Source organism: Roseateles sp. P5_E1 (assembly GCF_054049335.1).
Genome location: NZ_JBFUMN010000307.1, coordinates 1 through 607 on the forward strand (window position 1 = coordinate 1; position 607 = coordinate 607).

The following is a 607-nucleotide window of genomic DNA, read 5'->3' on the forward strand; positions in this document are numbered from 1 at the left end:
ACATCAAGCTGGTCGGCGAGTCCGCATTCAGCGGCGTGAGCGTCATCGCCAACCAGTAACCGCGTGTGGTTTGCGGGCGTCCGTCTTTGTGACGGGCGCCCGCTTTTTGTTTGGGGGTTTCTCCACCGGTCCCCGCCCAGGCGCGTAGAAGGCGAACAGCCGCGGCCGTTGAACTTCATTGGCCTCACATACGGGATCAATCGTTGGCGCCAGGTGAGCAGCCAATCCTTTTTCTCCGGGTACCTCCAAAGCGGTGCAGGGCAGCGTTGAACTGCTAAAGTCGCACGGTCGCCAGGAGAGCTTTTGTGAACGCGGTTGCCCACGATTCCACTGCAGATTCCAGTGCGGAACACCGCATCGTCGAGGCGTTGCTGCGCAATGGCCGCCTGAAGGAAGGCGACCTCGCGCGGGCCCGTCCGCTGCACCGCGAAGCCGGTGGCAGCTTGTTGCAGTTGCTGGTGCGGTTGGGCCTGGTGTCCGAGCGCGACCACGCCCAGACCAGCGCCGAGGTTCTGCAGCTGCCGCTGCTGGAGGCACGCGACGTGCCCGAAGCCGCCCCCGAATCGCTGCTGGACGCGCTGCCGCTGTCGCTGCGCTTCCTCAAACA

1 protein-coding gene is annotated in these 607 nt (G+C 64.6%); it reads left to right on the forward strand.

Annotated elements, in window-relative coordinates; all coding sequences use genetic code 11:
* Positions 1-305: 305 nt before the first annotated feature.
* The coding region (locus ACXJKJ_RS31215) for a hypothetical protein (protein WP_457395482.1) at positions 306-607 on the forward strand (302 nt) is incomplete at its 3' end.